The 24,947-nt window shown below is 53.2% G+C and carries 24 protein-coding genes and 4 tRNA genes; 16 read left to right on the top strand and 12 right to left on the bottom strand.

What is annotated here, in order from left to right; translation table 11 throughout:
• The first annotated feature begins 66 nt into the window (after window positions 1-66).
• The 3 genes from KJS42_RS16065 to KJS42_RS16055 all read left to right on the top strand — a co-directional run bounded on the left by KJS42_RS16065 (window position 67) and on the right by KJS42_RS16055 (window position 1,161).
• Window positions 67-348 carry a CopG family ribbon-helix-helix protein gene (locus KJS42_RS16065; protein ID WP_018750966.1) on the top strand — a complete coding sequence of 94 codons (282 nt, stop codon included), beginning with the start codon at window positions 67-69 and terminating at the stop codon, window positions 346-348.
• Between the two features lie 3 nt (window positions 349-351).
• A complete protein-coding gene (locus KJS42_RS16060) occupies window positions 352-702 on the top strand; it encodes a type II toxin-antitoxin system PemK/MazF family toxin (protein ID WP_059046614.1) in 351 nt (116 codons plus the stop codon).
• Window positions 703-873: 171 nt separating this feature from the next.
• On the top strand, window positions 874-1,161 hold the full coding sequence (locus KJS42_RS16055) for a hypothetical protein (RefSeq protein ID WP_213623434.1): 288 nt from the start codon (window positions 874-876) through the stop codon (window positions 1,159-1,161).
• A gap of 79 nt (window positions 1,162-1,240) precedes the next feature.
• Here KJS42_RS16055 and KJS42_RS16050 read toward each other — a convergent pair whose 3' ends face one another.
• From KJS42_RS16050 to KJS42_RS16025, 6 genes are all read right to left on the bottom strand, one after another.
• Window positions 1,241-2,050: an ABC transporter permease gene (locus KJS42_RS16050; RefSeq protein ID WP_213623433.1), complete on the bottom strand. Its 810-nt coding sequence runs from the start codon at window positions 2,048-2,050 to the stop codon at window positions 1,241-1,243.
• Between the two features lie 4 nt (window positions 2,051-2,054).
• Window positions 2,055-2,813: an ABC transporter permease gene (locus KJS42_RS16045; RefSeq protein WP_280516413.1), complete on the bottom strand. Its 759-nt coding sequence runs from the start codon at window positions 2,811-2,813 to the stop codon at window positions 2,055-2,057.
• Window positions 2,814-2,862: 49 nt separating this feature from the next.
• On the bottom strand, window positions 2,863-3,912 hold the full coding sequence (locus tag KJS42_RS16040; protein ID WP_213623431.1) for an ABC transporter ATP-binding protein: 1,050 nt from the start codon (window positions 3,910-3,912) through the stop codon (window positions 2,863-2,865).
• Between the two features lie 100 nt (window positions 3,913-4,012).
• Window positions 4,013-5,185, bottom strand: coding sequence for an ABC transporter permease (locus tag KJS42_RS16035; RefSeq protein ID WP_213623430.1), 1,173 nt, complete (start codon window positions 5,183-5,185; stop codon window positions 4,013-4,015).
• Window positions 5,182-5,883 (bottom strand): ABC transporter ATP-binding protein, encoded by a 702-nt coding sequence (locus KJS42_RS16030; protein ID WP_193415517.1) that lies wholly within the window; start codon window positions 5,881-5,883, stop codon window positions 5,182-5,184. The genes KJS42_RS16035 and KJS42_RS16030 overlap by 4 nt, the downstream gene beginning before the upstream one ends.
• Window positions 5,883-7,304, bottom strand: coding sequence for an efflux RND transporter periplasmic adaptor subunit (locus KJS42_RS16025; protein ID WP_213623429.1), 1,422 nt, complete (start codon window positions 7,302-7,304; stop codon window positions 5,883-5,885). Before KJS42_RS16025 ends, KJS42_RS16030 begins: the two co-directional genes overlap by 1 nt.
• A 236-nt stretch (window positions 7,305-7,540) precedes the next feature.
• Here KJS42_RS16025 and KJS42_RS16020 point away from each other — a divergent pair, with 236 nt between their 5' ends.
• Window positions 7,541-7,897 (top strand): DUF4190 domain-containing protein, encoded by a 357-nt coding sequence (locus KJS42_RS16020; RefSeq protein WP_155606481.1) that lies wholly within the window; start codon window positions 7,541-7,543, stop codon window positions 7,895-7,897.
• Between the two features lie 148 nt (window positions 7,898-8,045).
• The gene (locus KJS42_RS16015; protein ID WP_239483492.1) at window positions 8,046-10,280 is read left to right on the top strand and encodes a Tex family protein; all 2,235 of its coding nucleotides are present in this window, start codon (window positions 8,046-8,048) and stop codon (window positions 10,278-10,280) included.
• Between the two features lie 80 nt (window positions 10,281-10,360).
• On the opposite strand, the gene KJS42_RS16010 is transcribed toward KJS42_RS16015, so the two are convergent.
• Window positions 10,361-11,044: a Crp/Fnr family transcriptional regulator gene (locus KJS42_RS16010; protein ID WP_155606483.1), complete on the bottom strand. Its 684-nt coding sequence runs from the start codon at window positions 11,042-11,044 to the stop codon at window positions 10,361-10,363.
• 240 nt (window positions 11,045-11,284) lie between these two features.
• Between KJS42_RS16010 and KJS42_RS16005 the strand changes: the two genes are divergently transcribed.
• The 4 genes from KJS42_RS16005 to KJS42_RS15990 all read left to right on the top strand — a co-directional run bounded on the left by KJS42_RS16005 (window position 11,285) and on the right by KJS42_RS15990 (window position 17,716).
• Window positions 11,285-12,439: an HD-GYP domain-containing protein gene (locus KJS42_RS16005; protein WP_213623428.1), complete on the top strand. Its 1,155-nt coding sequence runs from the start codon at window positions 11,285-11,287 to the stop codon at window positions 12,437-12,439.
• Between the two features lie 154 nt (window positions 12,440-12,593).
• Window positions 12,594-14,372: a CHASE2 domain-containing protein gene (locus tag KJS42_RS16000; protein WP_213623427.1), complete on the top strand. Its 1,779-nt coding sequence runs from the start codon at window positions 12,594-12,596 to the stop codon at window positions 14,370-14,372.
• Window positions 14,369-16,192 carry a FecR domain-containing protein gene (locus KJS42_RS15995; RefSeq protein ID WP_213623426.1) on the top strand — a complete coding sequence of 608 codons (1,824 nt, stop codon included), beginning with the start codon at window positions 14,369-14,371 and terminating at the stop codon, window positions 16,190-16,192. Before KJS42_RS16000 ends, KJS42_RS15995 begins: the two co-directional genes overlap by 4 nt.
• A 42-nt stretch (window positions 16,193-16,234) precedes the next feature.
• On the top strand, window positions 16,235-17,716 hold the full coding sequence (locus tag KJS42_RS15990; RefSeq protein ID WP_213623425.1) for a stalk domain-containing protein: 1,482 nt from the start codon (window positions 16,235-16,237) through the stop codon (window positions 17,714-17,716).
• Between the two features lie 98 nt (window positions 17,717-17,814).
• Here KJS42_RS15990 and cmpA read toward each other — a convergent pair whose 3' ends face one another.
• Together cmpA and KJS42_RS15980 are read right to left on the bottom strand one after the other, a co-directional pair.
• Window positions 17,815-17,955 carry a cortex morphogenetic protein CmpA gene (cmpA, locus tag KJS42_RS15985; RefSeq protein ID WP_155606484.1) on the bottom strand — a complete coding sequence of 47 codons (141 nt, stop codon included), beginning with the start codon at window positions 17,953-17,955 and terminating at the stop codon, window positions 17,815-17,817.
• 966 nt (window positions 17,956-18,921) lie between these two features.
• Window positions 18,922-19,272 (bottom strand): hydrolase/acyltransferase, encoded by a 351-nt coding sequence (locus KJS42_RS15980; RefSeq protein WP_193415510.1) that lies wholly within the window; start codon window positions 19,270-19,272, stop codon window positions 18,922-18,924.
• Window positions 19,273-19,392: 120 nt separating this feature from the next.
• Here KJS42_RS15980 and KJS42_RS15975 point away from each other — a divergent pair, with 120 nt between their 5' ends.
• A complete protein-coding gene (locus tag KJS42_RS15975) occupies window positions 19,393-19,863 on the top strand; it encodes a SprT family protein (RefSeq protein WP_155606486.1) in 471 nt (156 codons plus the stop codon).
• Window positions 19,864-20,101: 238 nt separating this feature from the next.
• On the opposite strand, the gene KJS42_RS15970 is transcribed toward KJS42_RS15975, so the two are convergent.
• Both KJS42_RS15970 and KJS42_RS15965 read right to left on the bottom strand, forming a co-directional pair.
• Window positions 20,102-20,659 (bottom strand): winged helix-turn-helix domain-containing protein, encoded by a 558-nt coding sequence (locus tag KJS42_RS15970; RefSeq protein WP_193415509.1) that lies wholly within the window; start codon window positions 20,657-20,659, stop codon window positions 20,102-20,104.
• Window positions 20,660-20,749: 90 nt separating this feature from the next.
• Window positions 20,750-22,021 carry an MFS transporter gene (locus tag KJS42_RS15965; protein WP_155606487.1) on the bottom strand — a complete coding sequence of 424 codons (1,272 nt, stop codon included), beginning with the start codon at window positions 22,019-22,021 and terminating at the stop codon, window positions 20,750-20,752.
• A gap of 241 nt (window positions 22,022-22,262) precedes the next feature.
• Between KJS42_RS15965 and KJS42_RS15960 the strand changes: the two genes are divergently transcribed.
• The 4 genes from KJS42_RS15960 to KJS42_RS15945 all read left to right on the top strand — a co-directional run bounded on the left by KJS42_RS15960 (window position 22,263) and on the right by KJS42_RS15945 (window position 22,811).
• Window positions 22,263-22,338 (top strand) — tRNA-Asn (locus tag KJS42_RS15960).
• A gap of 10 nt (window positions 22,339-22,348) precedes the next feature.
• Window positions 22,349-22,437 (top strand) — tRNA-Ser (locus tag KJS42_RS15955).
• Window positions 22,438-22,624: 187 nt separating this feature from the next.
• Window positions 22,625-22,699: transfer RNA gene (locus KJS42_RS15950), tRNA-Glu, on the top strand.
• 29 nt (window positions 22,700-22,728) lie between these two features.
• Window positions 22,729-22,811 (top strand) — tRNA-Leu (locus KJS42_RS15945).
• 67 nt (window positions 22,812-22,878) lie between these two features.
• On the opposite strand, the gene KJS42_RS15940 is transcribed toward KJS42_RS15945, so the two are convergent.
• Entirely contained in the window at window positions 22,879-23,730 is an 852-nt protein-coding gene (locus KJS42_RS15940) for an HAD family hydrolase (RefSeq protein WP_213623424.1), read from the bottom strand.
• Between the two features lie 93 nt (window positions 23,731-23,823).
• On the opposite strand from KJS42_RS15940, the gene KJS42_RS15935 reads away from it, so the two are divergent.
• On the top strand, window positions 23,824-24,144 hold the full coding sequence (locus tag KJS42_RS15935) for an AzlD domain-containing protein (protein WP_244868521.1): 321 nt from the start codon (window positions 23,824-23,826) through the stop codon (window positions 24,142-24,144).
• Between the two features lie 38 nt (window positions 24,145-24,182).
• Window positions 24,183-24,938: an AzlC family ABC transporter permease gene (locus tag KJS42_RS15930; RefSeq protein ID WP_244868520.1), complete on the top strand. Its 756-nt coding sequence runs from the start codon at window positions 24,183-24,185 to the stop codon at window positions 24,936-24,938.
• Window positions 24,939-24,947: the final 9 nt, after the last annotated feature.

Raw genomic sequence — 24,947 nt, 5'->3', positions numbered from 1 at the left:
CTTGAATAATGCTATACTGATATCAGGAAACAGGGTCGAGTAGGTTTTGGGGGTGGAAGTTTTAAGATGGCCAATATGCACAACACCAAAAGAATTATGATCAGTTTGCCGGATCATCTTTTGCAGGAAGTCGATGGAATCGTCGCGATGGAGAATTCCAACCGCAGCGAGTTGATCAGGCAGGCCATGAAGCTGTATCTGAACGAGCGGAAGAAACGATTCATCCGGGAATCGATGCAGCGCGGCTATATGGAGATGGCAAAAATCAATTTGTCCATGGCCTCCGAAGCGTTCCACGCGGAAGAAGATGCAGACATCACTCTGGACCGCCTAGTAAGCGGGGTGTAAACATTGATCGTAAAGCGCGGCGACGTTTTTTTTGCAGACCTCTCTCCTGTGGTAGGATCGGAGCAGGGTGGGGTCAGACCGGTGCTTATCATCCAGAATGATATCGGAAATCGATTCAGCCCAACGGCTATTGTTGCCGCTATTACGGCGCAAATCCAAAAGGCGAAATTGCCAACCCATGTTGAGATTGACGCGGCTACGCACGGATTTGATAGGGATTCCGTCATCTTGCTGGAGCAAATTCGAACGATCGACAAACAAAGATTAACGGATAAAATTACGCATTTGGACGATGAGACGATGAAGAAAGTGAATGATTCGCTGCTCATCAGTCTCGGTTTAATCGATTTTTGAGTTTTCTTTAACTAATGCGTTTTCAGATTGCTTCAAACGCTCTGGACTTTGCTCCGGGGCGTTTTTTGTTTTGCCGATAATTTTGATAAAAGAATCTTATGATTTTGCTATTTCGATCGGAGGCAATTCGAGTACGATGAGAGTAATCACGGATAAAGGAGAGGTTGCCGTTTGAACGCTCAATATGAAATCTATGACGATCCCTTTAAAATGTTGATTTTGTTGGCGACATTCGTGGCGGAGCAGCAAGGCAGCAAGCTGGATTACGGAAATGTAGCATCTTTCGAAAACGACAAGTTTTCGCTTGCGAACGGCCGGTTCCTGTATAAGAAGGATCAGGTCGAGATCACCTGGTACCAGTTCCTGGGTCGCGATATCCAGTGTAACAAGGACCTGACCCGGCAGGAGTACAACCGAATGTTCGTGGATTGCATGGCATCGGTGTACGGGGTGAGCTGAGCGTCAACGAGAAGAGGAGGCTCCAAGGAATTTGATAGGCATTGCTTCCTTGCATGAGCAAGGGAAGCAATGCCTGTTTTTAGTTCCCCACACTTTCGTATTTCGTAAGTCCGATACGTAAAATCAGCAGGGCTAGGAAGACGAAATAGACAGCGACCAGCGGGCCGAGCCAACCCCAGTAACTCCAGGGAGCCTTGCTGAATATGGCGGCCGCCGGAAAGAAGCTGACGAACGCAAACGGCACGACAAGCGAAATAAAAAGCTGCAGGCCTTGTGAAAAAATGGTGATCGGATATTTGGCGAACTCGCCGAGATTGTGGATCATGATCGGGAAGGCGTTCCCGCTGCTGCGAATCCAGAAACCCGAGCAGTTTGCCGCCAGATTGATGGCGACCCGAGTCGTCATTGCGGAAACGAAAAGCAGGAAAGCCATAGCCACATGTTGCGCGCTCCAAGCGATATCCATACGAGTTAACGACATGACGATAATACTCCCGCCGATCACAATGTTGCCAAGTCCGTTCATCCCGATTCCCGTGCAGAAAATTTGCAGCACAAGCGGAACCGGCCGAACGAGATAACGATCCAGCTCTCCCATATTGATCAGCCGCAGCATCCGCCAGGTACCTTCGAAAAACAGCGACCCGACGCCCTCCGACACATAAATCGCGGCGTACATAAAAGCTACTTCCCACAGCCCCCAGCCTTGAATATCCGGGATGCGGGAGAACACCACCCACAGGAATAAAAAGCCGGTGATTTGGGTCAGCGCCGCGGATCCCACCATGATATAGAAGTCTGCAGAGTATTCCATCATCGCCTTAAGCTGTTGGCTGTAAAGCCGCCAATATAGATATAAAATCCGCCAAGGCGTATTTCTGATTTTCATGACCTTATCCTCCGTGAATCGTAATTTGCCGGATGGCCCGGGACCACAGCATCTTGCCTAACAGCCAGAGCAAGACGATCCAGCCCAGCTGTATTGCGATCAGTTCCAGCGCTTCGAAGCTCCCCCTCATCCCGAGGCCGATCATGACCGGCGTGTTCACAATCCCCTGGAAAGGCAGTACCATGGCGAAGGATTGCAGCCAGCCCGGAAAGAATGCCAGCGGCACGAGCGCGCCGGATAGCAGGTTGGTAATGGAGACTCTGGCCCAATAAATGCCGAAACCGCTGGTGGTCCAAAAGCAGAGCAAAGCAGACAAATAGACGATACAAAATTTCAACAGAATGGAGGAAAGCAGGCTTAAGGCAAACAGCGTAAGAGTCCAAACGTCATGCGGCAAGGTAATGCCGAAGGTGAATATCGCCGCAAGTCCAATCAGGATGCAGCTCAACAGCCCTTCCAACACGCAGGAGCCAAGGGTTTCCGCGAGTCTGGCTTTTTGGAATTGGATCGGACGCAGCAGGTCCATCATCACGCTGCCGTCGATGATTTTATTTGTAATACTCGATTCGGAGTAATAGGACAGCATCGAGTTTACGAAGAACGTGACCAGCAAGTAAGCTTGCATCTGCTCCCATGTAAAGCCGGAGAGCTGATCCCTGCCGATATAAACGGCCTGCCAGAGAAAGTACATTGCAATTAACCCGATAAAGCCGGATAAGAAATTTAAGATGAATGAGAGCCGGTAAGCCAGTGTGTTTTGCATAGAACAAAGTGCAAGTGTGATATATTTCTTGAAGGCCGGTACCATAGTATTAAGCACTTCCCTTCCCAGCAGCGGCCAACTCCGCCGCATCCAGCTGTCCATCATAAACGCGGCGGATGATTTCTTCGATACTGGGCTCATCGATGCGAAAATCGATAACCTCCGCATGGCTCATGACCCGTTTGACGATATCGCTGGCCGTGCTGCGAAAACGGTTAAAACGGATCGATAATGAAAACGCAGCCTCCGAGCCGTCGTTTGTCCGTTTAACGCTTACTTCCGGCAAGTCCCGAAACAAGCTCTCCGCATCCGACAAAGGCGAGCTTAATTGGATATGTAGGGTACGCTCCTGGGCAAATGCGTCTTTCACTTCTTGCAATTTGCCGTCGTATATGATTCTGCCCTGATCAATGATGACCAGACGCTCGCATAAATCCTCAATATCGCCGAGGTCATGTGTGGTCAGAAGGATCGTAGTTCCTTTCTCCCGGTTCATCTCTTTGATAAAATCACGAATCCGATGCTTCACCGCAACATCGAGCCCGATCGTCGGCTCGTCGAGGTAGACGATCTTCGGATCATGCAGCAGGGCGGCGGCCAAATCGGCACGCATCCTTTGCCCAAGCGACAGCTTGCGGGCCGATAGGTGAAGATAGTCCTCCATCCCAAGCAGTTCCGAAAAAGCATCCATATTTTTCTTGAACACCGTAGTCGGAACCTGATAGATATCTCTCAGCAATGCCAGCGATTCCCGGACCGGGATGTCCCACCAAAGCTGCGTTCGCTGGCCAAAGACCGCCCCGATCCGTTGGGCATTCTCCATCCTTTGCTTGTAGGGGACCAGCCCGTCAACCGTGATCTCGCCGTCGGAAGGAACGAGCACGCCGCTGAGCATTTTGATCGTTGTCGATTTTCCCGCGCCGTTAGGGCCGACGTAAGCAACGCTCTCCCCTTCCTCGATGCTCAAATCGATCCCTTCAACGGCACATTTATCCTTGTACCGTTGGGTAAACAAATGCTTCACCGCACCAGACAGTCCTGGGTCTTTGACCGCCTGCCGGAACACTTTCCGCAGTCCTCTTGTCTCAATTAAACTCAATGTTTTCTCTTCCTTCCCCCTCGAATTCTATTTTAATATATAGCATAAATTCCTTACTTTTCTAACCTAAAATATTGTATTCTTTCGCTATTTTCTTCGCTTATTCGGTGCGCAACGCGTAAATCGGGCGAAGCTTGGCCGCCTTGTTGGCCGGAATCATCCCGAAGACGACGCCGATGAACAAGGAGAAGCCAAAAGCGATGAGGACGATCGGAAAGGAGACGGTTGTCGTCAAAGCTGAGTAGTGTCCAATCAATGCGCAGGCGCCGTAGCCCAACGCGATTCCGATTAAACCGCCGAAGCCGCTGAGCGCCGTCGATTCGACCATGAACTGCATCAAGATGTCGCGTTTCTTGGCGCCGATCGCTTTGCGTACGCCAATTTCTCGTGTACGCTCGCTTACAGACACAAGCATGATATTCATGATCCCGATGCCGCCGACAAGCAGCGAGATGCCGGCGATGCCGCCGAGAGCCAGTGACAGCATCTGGGTCGTCGAGTTCAACGTATCAAGCATTTCTTGAGAGTTAAAGATGCTGTAGGCGTTGTCGGCGTTCTGGAACTTCTTGTCCAAGTCAGCTTCCAGCGAGGTTTTGACCGTATCGATTTCCTTGGTGTCCTGCACCTGGACCGTAATCGAACGCACGCCGCGGCTTTGCAGAAAGCGCTCCGCCGTGGCGATCGGAATCAACAGCTTATTGTCGTTGGATGCGGTCAAGCTCGAGCCCTTCGACTCCAGCAAACCAACGATGGTGAAGCGGCTCCCGTTAAGCTGAATCGTTTGTCCGACCGGGTTGTCGGTACCGAAGTAAGTGCTGGCTGCTTCCGTGCCGATCAATGCCACCTTCATGCGGAATTCGTTGTCCATGTCGATGATGTAACGACCGGCTTGGACGTGGAAATCCTGAACCTCCTCGTAGGAAGGGGCAATGCCCTCAATCGATAGGGTATCGTTGGTTGTCCCTTTCTTGGCGGTGACGGAGCCGCTGATCACGGGCGATACGGCTTTCACTCCATCGAGGTCTCCCAAAGCCATCGCCTCCTCGAAAGAGAGCGAGGTTGCGCTGCCCCGGCCCATGATATTTACCGTGAGCAGATCGGTTCCCAGACCTTCAAGCTGATCGGTAATTTGCGACGTCGTGCCTTGCCCCACAGAGACGAGCGTAATCACGGAAGAGACGCCGATGATGATGCCAAGCATAGTGAGAAAAGAACGGATCTTAGCGCCTGCGATGCTCTTCCAGGCCATTTTGACGCTTTGCAGCAGGTTCATGCCGGGTTCCCCCGATCTTCGACGATCCGTCCATCCTGAATCCGAATGAGCCGTTTGGCTTGCTCGGCGATGGAGAGGTCATGGGTGATGATGATGATCGTATGGCCCAGCGCGTTCAGTTCCTTCATTTTATCCATCACCTCGACGCCGGTTTTGCTGTCGAGCGCCCCGGTCGGTTCATCCGCAAGGAGCATCGGCGGCGCGCCGGCGATCGCTCGGGCGATCGCCACCCGCTGTTGCTGCCCGCCCGACAATTCGGACGGGCGGTGGTGCATCCGGTCGTCCAAGCCGACGAGACGGAGCGACTCCTCGACGGATCTTTTCCGCTCCTTATGCGGAACATTGCGGTAGATTAACGGGAGCTCGACATTTTCGTAGGCGGTTAATTTGGGCAGCAGATTAAACTGCTGAAAAATGAACCCGATCTTCTCGTTGCGAATCGTCGCCAACTTATTATCGGATAGCTTGCGAACGTCCTGTCCGTCGAGCAGATAAGTGCCTTCGTTCGCTACGTCCAGGCAGCCCAGCATGTTCATCAGCGTGGATTTGCCGGAGCCGGACGGACCGATAATGGCCACGAATTCGCCGTGCCCGACCTGGAAGCTGATCTCGCTTAACACGGTCATCATTTCACCGGCCATGCGATAACCATGGCCAAGGTTCTGCACGTCAATCAGCGGGGGATGTGCTAGGGCCATTATCTGCCACCTCCGCCGCCAAATCCACCTCCGCCGCCGGTGGGGGCAGACCCGCCTCCGCCGGGCACCGCACCTCCGCCGAACCCAGCGCCGCTACCGCCGCTAAATCCACTTTCTCCACCAAATCCGCTCTGGATTCTTGTCTGCTGCTGCTGGTTGGCGGAACCGGAGGAGTTGCTGATCACAGTAGGAATGATGACCTCCTGGCCTTCAGTTAATCCGCTGACGATTTCGATTAACGTTTCGTTATGCGCGCCGACCTCTACGACTTGCATGCGACCTCCCATGCCACCGGCCCCCCCGGCGGCTCCGGTGCCCCGGCCCTGGCGGTTCGCCGGGGCCTCCGAGGCACCGCTGCTTCGGGTACCGGAACTGGTTTGCGGCGGCGTTCCTTCGGCGTCCAGTGCGGCCCCGGGCTGGCCCGTCCGACCGGCGCCGGTCGCACCCTCGGCCGGGTTCGCCACACCCGCGGCTGCGTTCTCTGTGCCGGCTTCGGTTCCCGCTAACAAGACTACGTACCGGCCGCCCCGCTGCTGAACCGCCTCGATCGGCAGGGTCAAAACGTCCTGTTTTTCCTCGGTGATAATCGTCGCTTCCGCCGACATGCCTACCCGCACGCCCTCAGAATCGTTTAGTGCAATCGTGACGTCAAATAACGATACGCCGCCTGAGGCAGTCCCTTCGTCGGCGATGTCGGAGACAGTGCCTTCAAAGGTCTGATCCGGAAGGGCATCGACCTGTACGGTCGCCTTCATCCCCTCCTTGACGCTAGGGATATCCAGTTCATCGACTTGAATCTTGACGCTCAGCTTCTGGTAATCGTTAATGACGAATAGTTCGGCACCGGTTTTGGCCTGTTCGCCAGCCGTGATATTGACAGCCGTGACGGTGCCGTCGATCGGCGAGGTTAACGGGTCAGGGGGCACCATATCCTCCTTCTGCTTGGCAATCTCCGTTTCGGTGTTGCCGATGTTCAGCTCCTGTTTGGTGATCGACTTTTTCGTGGCGTTTAGCGTCTGTTCATCGGCTCCTTCCTGCACCTGACGCTTAAACTGCTCCTGCAAATCGACTAGGTCCAATTGTTGCGACTCCAAGGAGGATTGCTGCGCTTTGAGGTTATCGGAGTTATCGGTGCCTTCAAACGTAAGCAGCACCTGTCCTTTTTTTACGATATCTCCCGCCTTTACGCGAACCTCACTGACTTTGCCTTCGTCTTTCGTGCGGACGCTTTCGCTCTCCGTAGAGACGGTAGAACCGGAACCGGAGACGCTGACCGTAATGTCGCCTTTGCTGACCCGCGTCGTATTCTGAACGGGTGTCGCTGCTTGCTTCGGTTTGTTCGGAATCGTTAAGATCAAAATCAGGGCGATCGCGATAATGACCCCGGCTCCAATCCCGATCCATAACCACTTCTTCTTCAATCGAATCCCTCCAACCTATGTATTCCGCCAACAAGCGTCGGGGCTTGTACGGCCCTTTACACTCAACAAGTCGAACCTATTTTAAGGGATGAAGATGAGGCCAACCTGAAGTCTAGCTGAAAGTTTTCTGAATGGATTTTTGATAAAGCCGGGGTTTGCGAAAAAATATATCATGGCGTCATCTGCTACGATCAAGTACAATAAATGTAACATTTTCCGGGGAGGAACCTTTTTTCATGGATCAACGTCCGTCTGAAACGCCTTATTCCTATTCCACCTTCAGTCAATATCCGCCGTCGGCACCGCCGGCGCCGGCAAAAACGAACGGAAAGTCGATCGTGTCGCTGGTGTTGGGCATTTTATCGATCGTCATTCCTTATGTAGGCTTTATTCTGGGGATCGTCGCTATTGTATTCTCCAGTCTGTCGTTCAAAGAGATCAAACGCACGGGCGAGCAGGGCAAGGGACTTAGTGTCGCCGGCCTCGTTTGCGGCATCGTTGGCACGGTGTTGTACGGCATCATTATCGTGATCGCGATCATCGCGGTTCTGGTATATGCCACAACGTTTGATTCGACGTACAGCACGTTTTAAATTGCCCGAAACTAAGCACCGCTGCCTTAAGGCGCGGTGTTTCTTTGTTTTTCCCCGGAGGTGATCGTCCGGACACGCTGGAAAAGGCGTGCAAAGTTTGTGATAATAGAAACAATCGCAATTTTTTGAATGAAAGAGGGATTCTGCCATGGCGCAAACGGAGACGAACGGAACAGCGGTACAAGGTACGGCCGACACGGGGGAACAGGAGCGGATCATCGTTCAAATCGCCAAGGAGCTGGGATTATCGCTGAAGCAGGTACGAACGACGATCGGGCTATTGGACGAAGGCAACACGATTCCGTTTATCGCTCGTTACCGGAAAGAAATGACCGGAGAACTCGACGAGAACCAGCTACGCGACATCGAGGAGCGGACGCAATATCTCCGCAATCTAGAGGAGCGGAAACGGGAAGTCATTCGAATCATCGACGAGCAGGGGAAACTGACGGACGAGTTGGCGGCGGCTATCGGGAAGGCGGTAAAGCTGCAGGAAGTGGAGGACTTGTATCGACCATACCGTCAAAAGCGGAAAACCCGGGCGAGCGTGGCCAAGGAGAAAGGGCTGGAGCCGCTGGCGGAATGGCTGTTGTCGCAGCCGAAGCAGGGCGATCCGTTGGGGGAAGCGGCGAAGTTCACGGCGGCTGCCGGGATCGAAAACGGCGTGGATACGGCCGAGGAGGCGCTGCAAGGCGCGATGGATATCGTGGCCGAACAAGTGGCAGACGAAGCCGTCATTCGGGCTTGGGTCCGCAAATATACGATGGATCACGGGCTGATGGTGTCCGAGGCGAAGACGCCGGAAGAGGAATCCGTCTACGAGATGTATTACAACTACCGGGAGGCCGCGAAAAAAATGCCGTCCCACCGCATCCTCGCCATGAACCGCGGCGAGCGGGAGAACGTGCTGAAGGTGTCGCTGGAAGTGGACGCCGAAGCGATTTGCCGCTACATCGCCGGCCAGGTCATCCGCGGGCGTTCCGCAACGGAGGACGTGCTGCGCGCGGTGATCGACGATGCTTATAAACGCCTGATCGCCCCGTCGATCGAGCGGGAGGTGCGCGGCGAGCTGACGGAGAAAGCCGAAGCCCAGGCGATATCGATCTTCGCCGGCAATCTGCGCAGCTTACTGCTGCAGCCGCCGGTTCGAGGTAAGAACGTGCTTGGCGTTGACCCGGCCTACCGGACCGGCTGTAAGCTCGCCGTTGTCGACGACACCGGCAAACTGCTGGAGGTGGCGGTCACTTACCCGACGCCGCCGAACAACAAGAAACGGGAGGCGGCGGCCAAGTTCCACGAGCTGATCGACAAATACGGCGTCGAGCTGATCGTGATTGGCAACGGCACCGCTTCGCGGGAGACCGAACAGTTCGTTGCCGAGGTCATCGCCGAACGCAAGGGCAAGGACCGTGAGCTGGCGTACCTGATCGTCAACGAAGCGGGGGCGAGCGTCTATTCCGCCTCCAAGCTGGCGCAGGAGGAATTTCCGGATCTGGACGTCGCGGAGCGGAGCGCGGCTTCCATCGCGCGGCGGCTACAAGATCCGCTGGCAGAGCTGGTCAAGATTGAGCCGAAGGCGATTGGTGTTGGGCAATACCAACATGACGTCTCCCAGAAGCATCTTGACGAAAGCTTGAAGAACGTCGTGGAATCGGCTGTAAACCACGTCGGCGTGGATGTGAATACCGCTTCCCCGGCGCTCTTGTCCTACGTGTCCGGCGTTAACGCGACTACGGCGAAGAACATTGTTAAATTCCGCGAAGAGAACGGGCGTTTCAAGAGCCGCAAACAGCTGCAGAAGGTGCCGCGGCTCGGCGCCAAAACGTTCGAGCAGTGCGTCGGCTTCCTGCGGATTGACGGAGGGGAGCATCCGCTCGATAAGACGCCGATTCACCCGGAATCTTATGACGTGGTGACCCGACTATTTGCGGAGCTGGGCGTTTCTTTGAATCAGTTGGGCTCCAAGGAGCTGAATGAGAAGCTGGCTGGGCTGGATCCCGGCGAGCTGGCGCCTCGCCTCGAGGTTGGCGTCCCAACGCTGCGCGACATTCTCGAAAGCCTGCAGCGCCCAGGACGCGATCCACGCGAGGAGCTGCCGCTGCCGATCTTCCGTACCGACGTGTTGAAGATCGAGGACTTGGTCCCGGGCATGGAGCTGCAGGGAACCGTACGTAATGTCATCGATTTTGGTGCTTTCGTTGATATCGGGATCAAAAACGATGGGCTTGTGCATATCTCCCAGTTGAGCAACGGGTACGTAAAGCATCCGATGGACGTCGTTTCCGTCGGCGACAATGTGACCGTTTGGGTGCTGAACGTGGATATCAAGAAGGGGCGGGTTGGTTTGACGATGCGAGGCCCTGCCGAAGTGAAGGCACAGTAATGTAAGGTAGTAAAAAAAGAGAGCCGAAGCCGCGAAATGTTTCGCGGCTTCGGCTCTTTTTTGCGATACGTTCCCAAGCTCTAGAGTCCGGCGGATTGCCGGAGCTTGTCCGGCGCGAGGACGAGGATCATTTTCTTGTCAACCCGGATCAGTTCGCTGTACTGCAGATCCAGCATCACCTTGGTCACCGTTTCGCGTACGGTGCCGGACATGTCGGCAAGCTGCTGGTGCGTTAGCTTAAAGGCAATGAGAATGCCGTCCGATTTCGGTGTGCCGTGCTGCTCCATCAAGCGCAGCAGCGTTCGCACAATCCGGGTACGGGCATCCAGCAACGTCAGGTCCATAATCAGCTCATTCGCCTTCCGCAGACGTCCGAGCGTCGTCTCCAGGATTTTCAAGGAAATCAGCGGGTTTTGCTGCAGCAAGCCGATGAAATCCCGCCGTTTCAACACATAAAGGAGCGATTTCTCAATCGTCCGCGCCGAAGCGGATCGCAACTGCACGCTCTCCAGCAATGCCATCTCCCCAAAGAAATCCCCTTCACTCAACACCGATAAGATAATTTCCCGATTCTCGTCGTTTCGATAAATATGGATGAGGCCGGATTGGATCAGGTACAGCTCGTCCCCTTCCTCCTCTTCCCAAAAAATCGTAGTCCCTTTATCGTATTCCCGAGTGATGAACAGCGGCGCCATTTTGGCTAGATCCACGGGATCCAAATGCTCGAAATACGGAAAACGTCGGATGAGTTCGAAATCGTTCATCAGCTTGCCTCCTTTGGTCAAAAATGGCGTCGGACCGAAAGACCCATTTCTTGCAGCAGGGTTTCGGGATCGAAACACGAAAAACAGTGACTTTTTTCATATTTTGTAGCTTGGGCTACAAAATTTTGGATTTTATCCTGATAAAGTAGTCCCTAAGCATTACATTCGCGATGATTCGACAGTTTTCCTTCCATCTCGAAATATCGGATCGGAGAAGGTAGAAATATAGGGGGTTGGAGTATGAAATCGATACGTGTGGAGTTGTTGAAGCCGGGCGACGTTCTGGGAAGAGCCGTACTGAGCCGTACGGGCTTATCGATACTGGAGGAAGGCACGATGTTTACGGAGGCTTACATTAAGCGGATTAAGGAGCTTGGCATTACCTCGGTTTTTGTGCGGGAGGTTCCGGGGCAGGCAAGGACTGAATTTGAGGAGAATCATTTCATCTCGTTGTCAGGTGGGGCCGCTGCATTAGCTGCGGATGCAATGGACGGCACGGACGTCCCGGATCCGCGGGTTCGAAAACAAGCGATGGAGGAATTAGTGGCGTTAACGTTACCGGAAAATATAGAGGGCCGGCTTTCGACGCCCTTGATCGAGGAACGATTCAAGCGGTTGTTTCGCGGCATGATCTGCGATATTTCCTCGCATGCCAAGCTGATCGACCAACTGGCGTTGATGCTTCAATGCGATCGGCGGCTCTTTGATCATTCATTGAATGTGGCGAAGCTGACCGCCATGCTGGGGGTTTCCCGCCAGTTCGATAACGCCAGGCTGCTGGACCTGACGGTGGGGGGGCTCTTGTTCGATATTGGCATGACTCGCATGCCGCGATCATTAATCCGCGCAAAACGGAGACTGTCTCAGGAAGAGCGGAAGACGCTGGAGAACCATGCAATCGAAGGCTATCGTATCATGATGGCGCTTGACGGGGTTTCGACCGAATCGGCTAAATGCGCCTTGCTGCACCACGAGCGTTACGACGGCAGCGGATACCCTGTCCGGATGTCGGGTGGAGAAATCCCCGAAATGGCGCAGATGGTGGCGATGGCCGACGTCTTTGATGCTTTGACCTCGCCGCGATATCATCGGCAGGCCTATACGGAAAACGAGGCGATCGAGTTTTTGTTCGGGGCCGGGGGGCGGTATTTCGATGCAGAGCTCGTCAAGCAATTCGTCAAGCATATTTCCTTGTTCCCGGTCTCTACGCTCATCAAGCTGAGCAATGGTCAGATCGCGGAGGTTGCGTCCAATGCCAATGGCTTCGCACATCGCCCGGTCGTACGCATCCTTCGGGAGGCGGACGGTACCCGAGTACGCTCCCCGTATGAACTGGACTTATCGATGAAGCGGGATGTCGTCGTGCTGCATTCTTGCGAAGAATTGCATTCCTAATCGCATTACCGAGCCAGCGAACCGGATTCGCTGGCTTTCCATTTCCGGGCAGGCTTGAAGATCGGAGGAGATTTATCCAAAAAAATCGAAGACTAGGACAAAAGTTGTGTTATTCTTAAATTGGAACCATGACAATCAATCGGGAAGTGAATGTGTGAGGCGCAGATTGTTTACCGTTTGGGGCGTGCTGATCGGCATCGCCTTGTTTCTAGTTTATCGGGGATACCCAAGCAGTTTGGATTCATGGGTAGAGGACCGGGTTTACCAGAGGCAGGGATTCGCCGACTCGAGAATTGTTCTGATCGGTATTGATGATGAAAGTATACGCTCACTTGGACAATGGCCTTGGCCGCGTAGCGTTCATGCCGAGCTGTTGGATCGAATATCGTCCGGACATCCGGCCGTTGTCGCGTTTGACTTGACCTTTCAGGTGCCGTCTTCGTCACCTGGCGAAGATGCGGCGTGGGTTGAGGCGGTTTCGAAGGCTGGAAATGTTGTTCTGCCTACCTATGGCACCTTTCCGCCTTTTCAGAAGCGGGGGGTGGTCCAGGCTTTGACGCTAGCTGACCCGTTTGACGCTTTGCGTGAGGCAGCCGCTGCCGTAGGACATATTAATGTGATGGCCGATCAGGATCAGATCGTACGTCGTTCCCTGCTTCGTTTCGAGTATAAAGGCCGAGCGGTTAACCATATGGCGTGGGAGATTTACCGGTTGTATGCCACGCATGTGCAGGATCGAAATCCGTCCGGAGGAATGAGACCCCTCGAATCGCCGCCAGTAGACGAATTCGGGCGGTTTGTCGTCCCGTTTACCGGCATTCCTGGACAATATGAGATGTTTTCCTATGCCTCCGTGTTGCGAGGTGATATTCCCGCCGATTATTTTGCTGACAAGATCGTGATGATCGGGCCGTATACAGCTTCCCTCCAAGACAACTACGTCACTCCTCTGGATCATCATACCCCTATGTACGGCGTGGAGATTCACGCCAATATCGTACAAGCCCTGTTAGAGAACAACGATAAGAAAACGGTGGAATGGCATTGGAATGCATTGCTGCTGCTTGTCATGGGTGCCGCTGCCTATGTTTTCTTTCGTCTGGTACATCCCGCTTATTCACTGCTGATGCTTGCCGTATTGACTGCCCTGTTGCTTGCTGGCGGGAGATGGCTTTATGACAAAGGTCTGCTGATTTCCATCGGTTATCCGCTGATATTCCTGGGTGCATTCTATTTAGCGGCGCTGCTGTTGCGCTATTTTTACGAATGGACGGAGCGGCGGAGAGTGACCGAGATTTTTGGACGATATGTGGCCCCGCAAGTGGTCAACCAGATTTTATCGGCCGGAAGGGATGGCTTAAAGCTTGGGGGTGTCCGTCGCACGTTGACGGTGATGTTCGTTGACATCCGTGGATTTACGTCCTTATCCGAGTCATCAGAACCGGAGGAGATCGTTTCGGTCGTCAACGAGTATCTGGATTTGGCAGCGCGCTGCATATTTAGGTACGAAGGAACGTTGGACAAGTTTATCGGGGATGCTGCAATGGCCATATTTAATGCGCCGCTGGAACAGGAGGATCATGCCTTCAAAGCCGTACAGGCGGCATTAGCAATCCAGAAAGGTGCAGCGGAGCTGGAAAGCAAGTGGAAAGCGAGGCTGAACCGTGAGATTTCGTTTGGCATAGGCATCCATACAGGGCCGGCGGTATTTGGGAACATCGGTTCGCGGAAACGGATGGATTATACTGCAATCGGAGATACGGTGAACACGGCGGCACGGTTGGAAAGTCGGGCTAAGCCGGGACGGATTTTGCTCAGCGAGGCCGTTTATGTGCAGATTGAAGGAAGAGTGGCCGTCTCAAGATCCGGCTTCTATCAACTCAAAGGTAAAGAGCAGGAAATTGTGGCTTACGAAGTGGAGGGTTTACTTTGAAATTCATCAGGATCGTGCTGTCTCTGGTGCTGGCAGTGACGCTGCTATCGCCGGGGGCGGCGATGGCAAAGGACACGAAGAAAATGGGGAAAATTCTGGACGTCTCCGGCAGTGCCGTGGTGAACAAGGGCGGCGAGAAGAAGTTCAAGGCCGTGAAAAATATGGCTGTAACCGAAGGCGACGTACTGCTCACCGGCGAGGAAGGACGCGTTGAGCTGGAGTTGGACAGCGACAAGCTGGTATACATTGGACCGGATACGAAGCTGATGATTCATGAATTGGTGAAAAGCGCCAAGGCGATGGAGGGAAAGACGAGCTTATCTCTCCAAAAGGGCAGCGTATTGATCAAAGTGAAGAAGAAGCTGACCGAAGATTCACGTTTTGAAATCAAAACGCCAACCACCGTGATGGGCGTAATGGGTACAGAGTTTATCGTCGGATATGCACAGGCACAGACCTACGTTGGCGTCCTAGAAGGCCGTGTTGCGGTAAGAAGAGCAATCTTGGCAGAGGCGACTGCCGAGGTCACGGTTCGCCCTGGGGAGCAGCTTCGGCGGACGGCTGATGGCACCGGAGCGGTCGAAGCGCTTGATTGGGGAGATCTTCCGCTGTTTGTTTTGGAGCAGCATTATGAAGATCTGAAATCAGCCGGGGGGACCTTGCCCGAGGTGCTGGAATTGTTGCAGCGAACCATCGAACGGAAAACGGAAGAGGAGCTCAGCGACCGGCAGGGCGGGAGAACTGCAGCTACTGCGGTCATTCGGTTTGAAGATGAAGGTGTTGGCTCACCGGGATCATTGACTCCCTCCGGTAATTCGAGCGGTGGGCATGACCCAGCTCCAACTAACCCCACGGTCATTTCCGTGCCGCAATTTGAACAGGATCCGGAACGGCGCATCGATGTTAGCATCGTGTTGAAGCTGTACGGAGATCGGATTACGAGGGTGATGCGGGCCGACACAGAAACGGACCTGGTGGAAGGCGCAGATTACGTGGTGGCGGCGGGATCCAATTCCGATCAGACGGTATTGGTTATCCGGGCTTCTTATATGCAGGGCATTGAGGACGGGATCGAATCTTTGGGGCTGAAGCTGTTTTTTGCCTCTGGGTTTCATATGCCGATGATTGAGCTGCATGCCCGCTTGCCTCAACCGCCAGAGGTGGATATGGAACGGATAGGGAATGAGCCTTACTCCTTGGTTTGGGATTTGTCCACCCTCTCCATCCCGTTTACGATGCCAATCGAATTTAATACGGGGGCTGGGGCGCCTGATCCGGTAGAATCGGCGATTACATTAACTAATGCGGTAGCCTACGATCCGGATCATCCTCGTCCAATTGATGCATCCGGCTTGAGTATCGAAGGAAACCGTCTGATCATTAAGCTGGATGGATTCCTCGAGCTTAAATCGGAGATCACCTTCTATATTCAGGATGGATTACTCCGTAACCCGAATACCGGTGATTTGCAGCAGCTTATCGAGCTCTCATCCGAGGTGAAACCGCATGCGGACCGCGAACAAGTGACCTACAGCAAATCGCAGCCCGGGGATCTCGTCTGGCTCGTAAACGGCCTCGGAGATGCGTTTGGACCGGACGACGATTATGATACGGTGCTGTCCGATCCGATGGGCGCGCAACCACAAATCTTGATGCCGCTACAGGACTTCAGCGCGGAGAATGAGGGTTCGCAGCTGCGGTTCACGTTGAGACAAGCTTTCTTGAATACGTTGGATCCGGGAGAGTATCTTCTTCAGATCCCATTTGAGTATCTGGATGTCTTGGATCATGCGGTAATCAAGATTACGGTTGAGAATTAAAGATATGGATTGTTTGCAAGTTAGATCGGGAGGAGGTTAGACATGTTAATGAAGGCCGTGCGATTCAGTGTTCGAACTGCGTTGTTGAGCGCGGGGCTCTTGATTGGGTTGTCTGGTAGTGTATTAAGCCCCATCCCGGTAGGGTGGGCGCTGGCTTCTAGCGTTACGGATAAGATGATTGAGCCGACGGGCCTTGCCTTTGCTTCCGATGGAACGCTGCTGGCCGCCGACGCGGGTGCCAAACGGATTTTGGCATGGGACGGAACCGCTTGGACAGCCTACACCGGTTTGGCGACGGAGACGGAGAATGGAGGGTACAGGGATGGTTCGATTGGCCAAGCCTTGTTTAAACGTCCGGCCTTTCTCATCAGTGACAACCGAGGTACCGTTTATGTCAGCGATCCAGACAATCAGGTCATCCGCAAAGTCAAAAACGGCACAGTATATACTTTTACCGGAACCGGTGAAGCGGGGTATCGTGACGGAGCAGCGAAGGAGGCACAATTTCACAATCCGACAGGACTCGCGCTGGATGGGGAAGGAAATCTATACGTGGCGGATACGCTTAATCACGTGATACGCCGAATTGCTCCGGATGGTACGGTGAGTACGTGGGCTGGGCAACCAGGGGAGAAGGGCGGCTATACGGACGGAGCCCGTTCGTCGGCCCGGTTTAACGAGCCGCTTGGACTGGCCTGGGGAGATAACGGGCTATATGTCGCCGACAGCGGTAACCAGGTCATCCGCCATATCCGGGCGGGCGTTGTGGCGACCTATGTCGGGGTTCCGGGGCAGCCCGATCGCGACACCGGTTACTTGAGCGGCGGCTATCGCAACGGTGAACGGGATCAAGCGCGGTTTAACCGTCCGACGGGTTTGGCCTATGGCGACGGGATCCTCTATGTAGCCGATCGTCTGAACCATCGAGTACGCGCCATTACGCCAACCGGACGTGTGGTTACGCTGGATGTTGGCAACGCGGAAACGCTGATCCCAGTAACCGGCAGCTTGTCAGAGCAACCCGCGGAATCGCTGATGTCAGCAGGGCCCGCACAACCTTACGGGCTTACCTATCGCTCTGGAGAACTTTACATGAGTGATGCCACCGGCGGTGTGGTTCGGAAGATTCAGGTGAGTGCAGATGCGCTGCCCGTACTGCGCAGCGGCGTTGATTTGCTGGATACCGTCGATCTAGAGCCCGCCCGGGACCAGCTTCAGGTATGGTTTGACGGCCAGCTTGTCCGATTTTCAGGAGCTGCGCAACCTATCACTCGACAGGAGCACATCTATTTACCGGTGCGGGAGCTGTTTGAAGCGTGGGGCGCACAGGTGACGTGGTCTGAAGATCGGGAGGAGCTCTCTCTTAAAAAAGGGACGTGGCAAGTGGCGTTTTCAGCCCGGCAGTCAGGTGTGCTGCGGATCGGCGGGAAGTTCTACGTGGAGTCCCGGTTTCTAATCGATGCGTTCGATTATCTCGTCGTTTGGGACGAGGAGTTTCATGCGCTGGTGATTGGCAGTGACTAAAGCGAAATTCAAATCTAGCATATAACGAGAATACGGGGCTGTTCCAAAGTTGGCGTTCATGCCGCGGTGGAGCCGCCCCTTGTGTTTTGGATCAGCCGTTATTGCATCGGGTTGGTGTTGTCAGTGTGGCTGTTTCGGCGACTGTAGTAAAAAAACCAACAATCGTTGAGCAGACGAATCTGACGACGATCTCTCTTGTTAAAGGCACGCATGATCTGATTGCTGAGCCAGTTCGGCAAGCGTATCCCCTCCTCCGGTAACCCATTGGTATGGTTAGGGTATGGGGCATTTCCCCAATCCGTGCAAGTCCCCCATAAAACGGAAACTAAATTTCCGGCTTTTGATCACGAAGGGGAATCGGAGGAGCGGATTCGGCGTCGAATCTTGAATTCAGCCGGGCCCTCCGCTGCTCACGTAGGTTATACCTACGCTGCGCTGCTCAGTCCCTAGCTTCATTCAACCTTCTCGGTGCTGAAAAGCCTGCATTTTAGTCTTCATTGAAACGGAAACTAAAATTTCCGGCTTTTGATCACGAAGCGGGATCGGAGGTGGTGATTCGGCGTCGAATCTTGCGCTCACCCTCGAAGTACGGTGCTCATGTAGGCTCCACCTACACTGCGCTCCTCCTTCTTCGGGTTTACGCAACCTTCTCGGTGCTGAAAAGCCTGCATTTTAGTCTTCATTGAAACGGAAACTAAAATTCCAGCTTTTGATCACGAAGGGGAATCGGAGGAGCGGATTCGGCGTCGAATCTTGAATTCAGCCGGGCCCTCCGCTGCTCACGTGACTCTAACGGAACTCAGAGACGCTATTTGCCCGAAACGGGGCATGCTCCGATTCTAACGGAACGAGGAGACCCTATTTACGGCAAAAGCAGAGAAATAGCTGCCCAATTGGTTGAATAAGGTCATTTCGTTCCGTTACAGCGGGAAATCGTCGGGAAATGAGCGAATAAGGTCTCTACGTTCCGTTAGAGCGACGTAGGCTCGCGAGGAACGATGTAGGCTACAAGGAACGACGTAGGCTCGCGAGGAGCAACGTTGCCTCATCGGGACGACGTTAGATCTACGAGGAGCAACGCGGCACCAACGGGGATGGGGATGCCGGAATCTCACAACATAAATAGCCGGCTGAACGGCCCTCATCGCAATGAGCAGCTAGTCCAGTCGGCTTGGGTTGGATCTATTAAGCGGTACGAAACGAATCTACGCGCCTTCTTCCTCGTACCATTGCTCGAGCTGAGCCTGGAGGGCGCGGATTTCGGTGAGCAGCGAGATCAGGGGGTAGTTTTCCTCGCGGATTGCGGAAAAGGCGGACTCCAGTCCGTTGATATAATCCAGACCGCTCGTGGTCTGCAACGATTCCTGCAGGAGATCGAGCTGGTCGCATTCGGCAATTGCACGCGGCAGCGACGGAATCTCAGAGGCCGTCAATTTATCGATTTCCTTGTTCAGCCGCAGATTCAAAGCGCTGAGCTGGTAGGCATAGTCGCGGGGCATTTCTACGAAAACTAGATCCGGGCCTTGCTGCAAAATAACGTATCTCATTAGGGACATGCTTGCGATTCTCCTTTTCTATCCATCCTACTTGACAGTGTAGCGTAAGGAGAAGTTAAAATTCAAGTAATGAATCTAGCAGATTTCTAGCACTCACGACAACAGGAAGGGGAGAGGACGATGACGGATGAGCAGCTGCAAGCCTGGATCGAGCAAATCTCGCTGCGATCCTTCGGCGTGCCTTTCCGGCACCAAGCCCGGTTTAACAGCCGGCTCCGAACGACAGGGGGCCGCTATTTTATGAAAAGCCATCATATCGAAATTAATCCCGCTCAGCTCGTCACCTACGGAGAGGAGGAAGTCGAGCGCATCATCAAGCATGAATTATGCCACTACCACCTGCATTTGGCGGGACGAGGGTATCAGCATCGCGACGCGGACTTTAAGGCCCTGCTTCAAAAAGTCGGCGGCAGCCGGTACTGCCATTCTTTACCCGGGAGCAAGCAACGGAAGGTCTTACCGCACCGCTACAAGCTGGTGTGCGCGGATTGCGGGATGGAGTATCTGCGGAAACGCCGCGTCGATCCGAACCGGTACCGCTGCGGGAAATGCGCCGGCCGACTGCGCCTATATACGTTATCCGGCGGCTAAGGATGTGTTATACTTAGATCAAACGACATAAGGAGTGATTGAAGATGGCTCAATCCCAAGCCAAGAAGCAGCGGCAAAAGCTCATCCGCGAAGGAAAACGCAGCCCGGAACTCAGCCGCAGCCCGTTTGCGTTTCAAGATCTGCGAACCCGAAAGACGAAAACGAAGCAGGAACAACTTCATCGGCAAAAATATAAGAACCACGCTTCCCCTTACGGAGACGATGGTTCTTTTTATTTTCAGTCTTCGGTTTCACTGCTTTTTGCTATGGTTGTAAAAATTTCGTATTGCTTACTATCCTCGGTTGTTTTGGACTGGTGTTTTTTTAGAAACGCCGTGATCCACGCTTGAAATTCCTCAACTTCCTGCGGAGTCAAATACACGTGATCGTTGCTTAACTGCCCGGAAGACGTATCGGAGCGAGAGGATTTCAAAAAACGTTTCTTACTTTCGTCGTATAAATTGCTCAGCAGCTTCTCGGTTTCTGTTAAAGCGACCTGCTTGAGCGAATCGTCGAAGTAGCTCTTCTTAATATGAATGGCGCCCTCAAAAGGTTCATAATATTTCGCGGTGATGCCATTAATAACCTTGGTGTCCACGAGCTGCAAGAGACCGATACTCTCTAGCTTTTTGGCATGATAATAGACTTTAGCCGGAACTTCGCCCATCGTATCCGCCACTTCCTTCATCGTCGCTGGACGATTCAATTGCTTGAATGTATCCAGGATTTGAAGACGATATGGGTCGGAATAGATCCGAATGTCCTCCAGCGTTTTCAATTCCTTCGCCTCGTTCACCTGTAAGCCCCCTACCCGAACATAAGACGGTTGACCGTCACTTATTTTAAGTATAGCTCGGGCCTATAAATTGCGCAAAGCATGATCGGATCAGATCTCCATGAAATTTCGCTGTTTCATCAACATAAAAACGGGAACCAGCAAGAGAATACCAAAACTCACATACAGCAGGTGGACTTGCACCCATTCCCCCAGGATACCGGCGAGGGCACTCCCCGCGGGTATCGCACAAGTACACACCATTCCGTAAAGCGCCCCCACGCGGCCAAGGAGCTCCTTCGGCACCGTTTCCATAAAATAGGTGGTAGAAGGCGTGCTGCATAACGAGACGGACAGACCTATCCCAAAGCTGAACAACGTGGCCATGGCCAGCGGTTGAATCGGTAGGACCGCAGGTAAGTACATCAGCGCATAGTTGAGGCCAAGCAGCAGATATCCGGTTAAGATGAGCCGGCTTTTTTTATAGGCAGCACCTCTTTTGCCTATCCATAATCCGCTGACAATGGTTCCGCAGACCAAGCTAATCCCCATTAAGCTTAAGCCGACAGGGCCCGAACCTAAGATTTCATCCACGTAGACGACATTCAGCACGTTAAACGGCGATAAGCAGAAGTTAACGAAGGCCGCAGCCATGACGATGGTAATGAGCAGCTTATTGGATTTGAGATACAGCAACCCTGCTTTTAGTTCCTGAAAGAAGGAGCTTTTGCTTTCCGCGGCGTTATGATGAGGTTCAGGCGAAGTCTGTCGGGGCGCTCGGATCAGCAGGATGAAAGCAGCGGCGATGGTGAAAGTAAGCCCGTCGATCAGGATGGCCGTGGAGATTCCAAAGCTCGCAATGATGCCGCCAACGGCCGCCATTCCTGCTAATTCAGCCGCCCGAGAGGCGGAGGTGCTAAAGGAATTGCCGCTTAGCAGTTTTTCCTTAGGCAGCAATTGGGGAACTAGGGCCAGTTCGGCAGGAGATGCGAAGCATTCCAGCGTTGAGGTGAGTAGCGTCAACACATAAAGATGCCAGGGGACAAGCCAGCCTTGCCAATAGAGCAAAGCCGTGAAGCAAACGATCAGGCCGCGTCCCAGATAAGTAATGGCGACGACCTTTCGTTTGGACCAGCGGTCCACCAGCGTTCCTGCAAAAAAACTGAAGGCTATGTTCGGTATGAAATTGAGCGCAAACAAAGTACCCATCAACAGTTTGGAGCCGGTGAGCATGTATACCATCCAACTGTAAGCAATGGAATCGACGGAATCCCCAAATCGGGAAATCACACGGGCCAGTAGAAGATACATAAACGATTTGTAAACCGCCAGTTCTCTAAACCCGGGAAATGGTTGACTTTTGACCCGCACCTCTTGACTCATGAGCACCCATCCTTTAAAAATAATCATACGTTAAAATTTATTTAACGTTATGTTTATTTTATTGAATTTCCAACAGAATGCAACCCTTTTTTTGCTTGGCTTGTCCTTGTGAGTTCCATTTGCGATTTCCCTGACACTAAAAGGATTGGGGAAAGAAGGAAGGGGCTCGAAAGCGCTATGAATCTTGACTTTGCCGCGGAAGCGTGATAAATTAATTCATGTTCTCGTTATTTAAGACTGTTCCCCGATAGCTCAGTTGGTAGAGCACTCGACTGTTAATCGAGTTGTCACAGGTTCGAGTCCTGTTCGGGGAGCCATTTCATTCTTGGAGAGATACCCAAGTGGCTATAAGGGGACCCTCTGCTAAGGGGTTAGACTGCGTAAGCGGTGCGAGGGTTCGAATCCCTCTCTCTCCGTTGAGTATAATTGTGAATGTAGAAATCCCTCCGGTGATCCGGAGGGATTTCTGGCGATTAAAGCCAATAGTAGATGAAAGAGAATGGCAGGATTTGTAAGCTTATGTCAATAATTTAAGGGTTGCAAGGTACATCGCTTTTTGATATACTCATTTTTGTCGCTGCCTCAAAGCGACGGTTAGATTGTGGCCCGTTGGTCAAGGGGTTAAGACACCTCCCTTTCACGGAGGTAACAGGGGTTCGAATCCCCTACGGGTCACCATTCGATTTTAGGATTTTCAAATTGAATATGCGGTCGTGGTGGAATGGCAGACACGCTATCTTGAGGGGGTAGTGGGCGTACGCCCGTGGAGGTTCGAGTCCTCTCGACCGCATCCCAGTAAGAAAGAACCTTGCGGTTAGCAAGGTTCTTTCTTCATACCTGCAGCCGTGAGCAAGGGGCTAGATTTCGAGCAAGGATCGAATGGCGTAGGCGACCCCATGATCGTTATTGGATCGGGTGGTCATCGTGGACAGACGCTTGATCTCTTCCACCGCATTGCCCATCGCAATTTTGGTTCCTGCGGTTTCAAACATCGAGATGTCATTGTAGCTGTCTCCGATGACAACCGTATCGGACATGTCCACTCCCAACTGGCCTGCGAGGAATTGCAAGGCGCTTCCTTTATCGGTTTCCTTCGCGATAACCTCAACGATGTGGTTAGCAGAGGAAGTGGTATGCACCTGCGGTTGCTCGTTGAAATGCTCCGTAATTTCGTTCAGCCTGTCTGCGTTGAAGGTATAAACCAAGAGTTTATATATTGGACGGCCCTGCTCAAGCAATTGTAGCGGTTGGTCGATTCCCCGGAAACCAAATTGGACGAACTGGATTTTGGCGCTCTCCCAGAGCTGATCCCGATCGACCTCCGGATTCGCGCTAACGAGAATATCCATTTCAGCCAGCAGTTTCTGCTCGCCGTCGGAAGGCGAATAAATGGCTTCCGGGCAAAAGATTTCGAAATACACATTTTGTTTCAATAGATAACGAATGGCCTCCGCGGCAGCGCTTGGGTCAATTGGCGTTTCCCGCAGCAGCTTTCCTTTCGAGTCGAAAACTTCCGCTCCATTCGAAGCAATGATCGGGATCGACAGCTCTCCGGTTAAATGTCGGGCGTCAAAGCTAGCTCTCCCGGTGCAGAGCGTTACAGTATGGCCCTGGCTTACCGCATGCGAAATGGCGTCCAAGCCTTGGGGACTCGGGCGGCTGTCCGAGGTGAGCAATGTTCCGTCCAAATCCACGGCAATCAATTTCATGGTAGTTTCCTCCTAGCCCATCGTTGGGGGTGTTGTCTGTTTTTCTAGAGTATAGATTATGAAATGCATTTCAGGTCAAGGAGAGATCAAGACGTGGCAACCCAGCTTTGGATTATTATTCTGATTGGAGCAGGAACTTATTTATTGCGGGCAGTTTCTTTAGTATTAGGGAGCCGTGTCCGATGGTCTGAATCGACGAAGGAATGGTTGTCCTATGTGTCTCCTGCCGTGCTAGGCGCGCTGATTGGACCGCTTCTGCTGCTCAAAGACGGGAAGTGGATTCCGCTAGTAGATAATTCGATGCTGTTTGCAGCAATTCCTACGATGATTATTGCCTGGTGGTCACGACGGCTTCTATTAACCGTGGCTGCCGGCGTCTTGTTTTATGCCGGCTTTCTTACCTGGTTAGGGTAGATGGAAAAGTACCCATTAGAGGGAAGGGAATGGCGTTCATGAACCGAATGAATCGGTCGTATCAAAGAGAAGAAATCCAACTGGCTTTGCGGGATGCGTTCCCGATCATGTTAGCTTATTTTCCGTTGTCCATGACTTACGGCGTGCTCGCTGCAGCGGGAGGGTTACAGGGAGGAATCGCCGTGTTCAGCTCGGTGTGGATTTTCTCGGGAGGAGCTCAGTTTATGTTGCTAGGCATGTTCGCCTCGGCCGCAGCCCCCGTTACAATCATCACGACACTCCTCCTGTTAAGCATGCGTCATGTTCTGTATGGTGCGACGATGGGGCCTTATTTGGCGAATTGGCGGGAATCCGGGAAGTGGCTGGCGGCGATGGGTCTTACGGACGAAGGGTTTGCAGTGACTTCGAGCCGGGCAGCGCAAGGGGACATCATATCGCCTTCCTATTATATTACTTTCGCTATGGCCATTTATGGATCATGGGTGGCAGGTACAGCAGCGGGCACTGGGCTGGGCGGTTTTGTTACCGCAGAGCTGGCTGAGGTGTTAACTTTCGCGCTGCCGGCACTCTTCATCGCCCTGCTTGCCGGGGGGAAACGCACGCTGCCGTTTATGGCCGCCGCGGGATGCGGGGCAGTGCTCGCTACCTTGGCGGCGTTACTCCAGCTTGGGGGTGTCGGCCTGATCGCCGGAGGCTTGGTCGGTGCTACGTTAGGGCAGCAGATCAGCCGAGTGAGAAAGGGGCGGATGAATCCCGCCCCGACCAAAGCCAAAGTAGAAAGAACGATACGTTAAGTGTGAGCA

Origin of the sequence: Paenibacillus sp. J53TS2, assembly GCF_018403305.1 — a bacterium.
Taxonomy (GTDB): domain Bacteria; phylum Bacillota; class Bacilli; order Paenibacillales; family Paenibacillaceae; genus Fontibacillus; species Fontibacillus rhizolycopersici.
The sequence above is the reverse complement of the archived record's forward strand: the minus strand, read 5'-3'. Positions and strand labels throughout refer to the sequence as shown.